Genomic DNA, 3,544 nt, shown 5'->3' with positions numbered 1-3,544 from the left:
ATTACAAGTCTATATTTGATAGATTCAACCAAATAGTAGATGAAAATACAGAGGTTAAAGGTGGCAGTGGACTTGGACTGACAATAACTAAGCATATAATCGATATGCATAAGGGAGATATATATGTCGAGAGTCAAAAAAATATCGGTACAAAATTTACAATTATATTGCCAGTTGAAGGTGATATAGATCAAGATATATTGATTTAAATTAAAAATAAGGATGTTGCTTAAAATAGGTAGGAATTGAGGCAACATCCTTATTTGACATGTTTATATTAATTTGAAAGGTTTAAATTTTGTTATATTTTAGAAGCTTTTTTTAGATCTATTAAATAAAGATTTTTTTTGATTTTTAGAGTTGCTAGCATTATTTGATCTAGCTTCAAAGTCCTTTTCTATATCTGCCTTCCAGTCGTCGCTGATAGGCTTGCGTTGACGTACATCACTGATATTTTTGCTTATTACCTTGTAATTTAGTGCTGTACCCTCTTTATCACAGTTGTAATTTACAGCTCTCGAAGCATCTATTCCAAATGCACCTGCAGTTTGTATTGCATCTATATTTGCCCCTAAGAACAAGAATTCCCAGCCTAATAATCCTTTACAAGTATTTATTAGATTTTTTACTTGCTTGATATTGTATTCCTTACTAGAATTTTCAGCGCCGTCTGTGATTATTACGAACATTACTTTTTCAGGTCTTTCTTCATTAGGTGTTATTATGTGTTCGTTTTTTATGTGGTCTATAGTAGAGCCCATTGCATCTAGTAGTGAAGTCATACCCATTGCAGTGTAATCTTTTCTATTGATAGGTGATACATGTTCTATTGGTATTCTATTATGTAGTACTTGGATTTCGTGGTTGAATAGTACAGTTGTCACTAATGCATCGCCTTCTTCGTTTTTTTGTTTATCTAATAGAGAATTGAATCCTCCGATTGTGTCATCTGTAAGTGGAGACATAGAACCGCTTTTATCTAATATAAATACTAATTCAGTTAAATTTTTTTTCATAATTATTACCCCCTAATTTATAATTAATTTTGTTGATTTTCTTTTTTATTTCTTGATTGATTATACTTAAATTATACTAGGGGGCTTTATTTAAAAGGTCGCATCGGAGGCGACAAATTTATGTTTTTTTAAAAAAATTTTAAGCCTTTAATATATTTTGATCAAAGGCAAATAGTGCTTCGTTTATCTCGAATATATTGTAGTTTTGCTCTTTTATAAAATACTCTACAATGATGTCGAATTTATTGCTATGAGATAGTGCATAGCCTGCCTTTTCAAGCAAATCCTTAGTCTCATCGATATCTAGCTCTAGAGCTATTGCAAGTGATAGAGCCGTGCTTTTGCTAGGATTGTAGTCCTTGTTTTTTCTTATTTTAGAAAATAATCTTCTGTCTATATTGGCCTTTTTGTAAATTTCAGCATCGCTTTTACCTGTCGCATCGATTAATCTAAGTAGAGTTTGAGAAAATGTATCTTCAACATTAGAAACAGCATCTATTAGATTTTTGTTGTTCATCATGTTTGCTAAAATACCTTTTGTTGTAGAAGGTTTTTTAGGCTTTGATTTAATTTTAGTAGCTGATTGTATAGAATCAACTGGCTTTGGTGCCTTTTTAAACATTTTTATTTCATCGTTTTCTATTGAATCGCTCATACTTTGCAATGTAGGTTCAATTTCCATATGAAAATAATCGTCTAATAACGAGCTTTCAGCGTTTCTTCTAGAATTATCAAATCTGTAGTTATCTAGATAGTTGTCGTCTATATACTGTTTAATAGAATCAAATAGGCTCTGGCTTATGGCAAATGCCTTTTTATCGAAAATAACTAGATAAATCATAAGGTCGTTTTCAGCAAGAAAATCTTCTATGGCTCTTCTAGCTGTATGAAGAGCTTTGTCCTTAGGATATCCGAAGTTTCCCGATGAAATCAGAGGAAAAGCTATAGACTTACATCTTTTTCGTTTTGCGATATTTAAGCAGTTTAAATATGTATTGTAAAGAAGCTTTTCTTCATCGTGACCTCCTCCATGCCAAATAGGTCCCACTGTATGTATTATATATTTACAATCTAGGTCATATCCCTTTGTTAATACAGCTTGAGATGTCTCTATATGGCCGATTTTATCGCATTCCTTTTGAAGCTTTTCTAGACCGGCTTTTTTAAAAATCGCGCCACAGACACCACCGCTGGCTTTAAGTCTGTTGTTACCTGCATTGACAATGGCATCAGTTTTTAAATTTGTAATATCATCTCTTATTATTTCAAATGGCATAAAAATCACTCTCCATTATCTTTTATATTTTAAATTATAACATGAAATAATTTTATTAATGTATAAATCATATAAGCATATGAAATCTGATATAATATAATAAAAAATATAGGAGGCATTAGATGGCAGGAAATATATTTGGAAAAATGGCATCAGATACATTGGGACTATCTGATATAGGTAAAATATTATCACCTAAGGATTTTGACAAGGCAGATGGCGATGATTATATAATGCATGAGGATGGAGAAAAAATTTACTTCGTTATAAAGTCAAAATCTGACGAATATGTATTTACTAACAGAGGTTTAATACATGTTGATGGACAAAGTGCTGTCAGTAAAAAAAGAGTTGTAAAGAGACACGAATTTCTCTATGAAAAAGTAAGTGCAGTTACACTAGAAACAGCCGGAACTGTAGATTTAGATGTCGAAATAAAATTTACAATAGGAAATGAAGTATTCAGTATAGATGTAGATAAAAATCAATTAGAACAATTAAAGGATTTATATAAAGCTCTATATGAAATAGGAAAAATTCAAGCAAAAAACAATAGATATATAGAAAATGGATTAAATAGTTTAAATATGGCTAATCAAACTATATCAAATGGTTATATACAAGTAGATACAGCTGATTTAATTGAAAATATAACAAAGTTTAATTTTAACTGGATGAATGAATTGAGGGAAACTTACAGTAATAAAGATTTTGGAGAAATATTTGAAAAATATATAAATAATTAATAAAAAAATAGAAGCCTTTAAATGAGGTTTCTATTTTTTTATAAGTTGTAATATAATAGCTAAAAAGATAAAAATATGAAAAATAATATTTTAATATATAAATGCGATTTTAAATAATATTTTTATAATCAGACTGAAATATTTTATTTTCTAAAATATATGTGATAAAATAGATAAATGAAATATAAGTTAGGTAAATTAATTAATATAAATAAAGGGGGACTTATACTATGCATACTATGAAATATAGTAATATAGAATTTGATGTAAATATACCGGAAGAACAAATAGCATGTGAATTAGAATCTAACGTTGTAGAGCTTTCACAAAGAACTGTAAAGGAACATATAGAATATGCTTTAGACAATCCAATAGGAGCAGGGGATATATCAACAGTTGTCAAAAAAGGTGATAAGGTAGCTATAATAATATCTGATGTTACAAGAAAATGGCAAGCTATACCTACATACCTACCAATATTAGTTGATAGATTAAATAAATGTGGT

Annotated in this window: 5 protein-coding genes; 3 read left to right on the top strand and 2 right to left on the bottom strand. The window is 29.4% G+C overall.

Going from position 1 to position 3,544, the window contains the following annotated elements; genetic code table 11:
- Nucleotides 1–209 (top strand): ATP-binding protein (locus ACI3VO_RS09610; RefSeq protein WP_439757709.1); only part of this gene is annotated, 209 nt, incomplete at its 5' end.
- Between the two features lie 99 nt (nucleotides 210–308).
- On the opposite strand, the gene ACI3VO_RS09605 is transcribed toward ACI3VO_RS09610, so the two are convergent.
- Both ACI3VO_RS09605 and ACI3VO_RS09600 read right to left on the bottom strand, forming a co-directional pair.
- Nucleotides 309–1,016: a vWA domain-containing protein gene (locus ACI3VO_RS09605; RefSeq protein WP_439757708.1), complete on the bottom strand. Its 708-nt coding sequence runs from the start codon at nucleotides 1,014–1,016 to the stop codon at nucleotides 309–311.
- A 139-nt stretch (nucleotides 1,017–1,155) separates the two neighbouring features.
- Nucleotides 1,156–2,292 carry a macro domain-containing protein gene (locus tag ACI3VO_RS09600; protein WP_439757707.1) on the bottom strand — a complete coding sequence of 379 codons (1,137 nt, stop codon included), beginning with the start codon at nucleotides 2,290–2,292 and terminating at the stop codon, nucleotides 1,156–1,158.
- A gap of 122 nt (nucleotides 2,293–2,414) precedes the next feature.
- Between ACI3VO_RS09600 and ACI3VO_RS09595 the strand changes: the two genes are divergently transcribed.
- Both ACI3VO_RS09595 and ACI3VO_RS09590 read left to right on the top strand, forming a co-directional pair.
- Entirely contained in the window at nucleotides 2,415–3,038 is a 624-nt protein-coding gene (locus ACI3VO_RS09595) for a PH domain-containing protein (RefSeq protein WP_439757706.1), read from the top strand.
- 230 nt (nucleotides 3,039–3,268) lie between these two features.
- Nucleotides 3,269–3,544 (top strand): lactate racemase domain-containing protein (locus ACI3VO_RS09590; protein WP_439757705.1); only part of this gene is annotated, 276 nt, incomplete at its 3' end.

It is taken from the genome of Intestinibacter sp. (assembly GCF_051866655.1).
Classification (GTDB): domain Bacteria; phylum Bacillota; class Clostridia; order Peptostreptococcales; family Peptostreptococcaceae; genus Intestinibacter.
The sequence above is the reverse complement of the archived record's forward strand: the minus strand, read 5'-3'. Positions and strand labels throughout refer to the sequence as shown.

Coding starts and splice junctions, on each gene's coding strand:
- ACI3VO_RS09600 (WP_439757707.1), bottom strand. CDS start 2,292: ATGCCATTTGAAATAATAAGAGATGATATTACAAATTTAAAAACTGAT.
- ACI3VO_RS09595 (WP_439757706.1), top strand. CDS start 2,415: ATGGCAGGAAATATATTTGGAAAAATGGCATCAGATACATTGGGACTA.
- ACI3VO_RS09605 (WP_439757708.1), bottom strand. CDS start 1,016: ATGAAAAAAAATTTAACTGAATTAGTATTTATATTAGATAAAAGCGGT.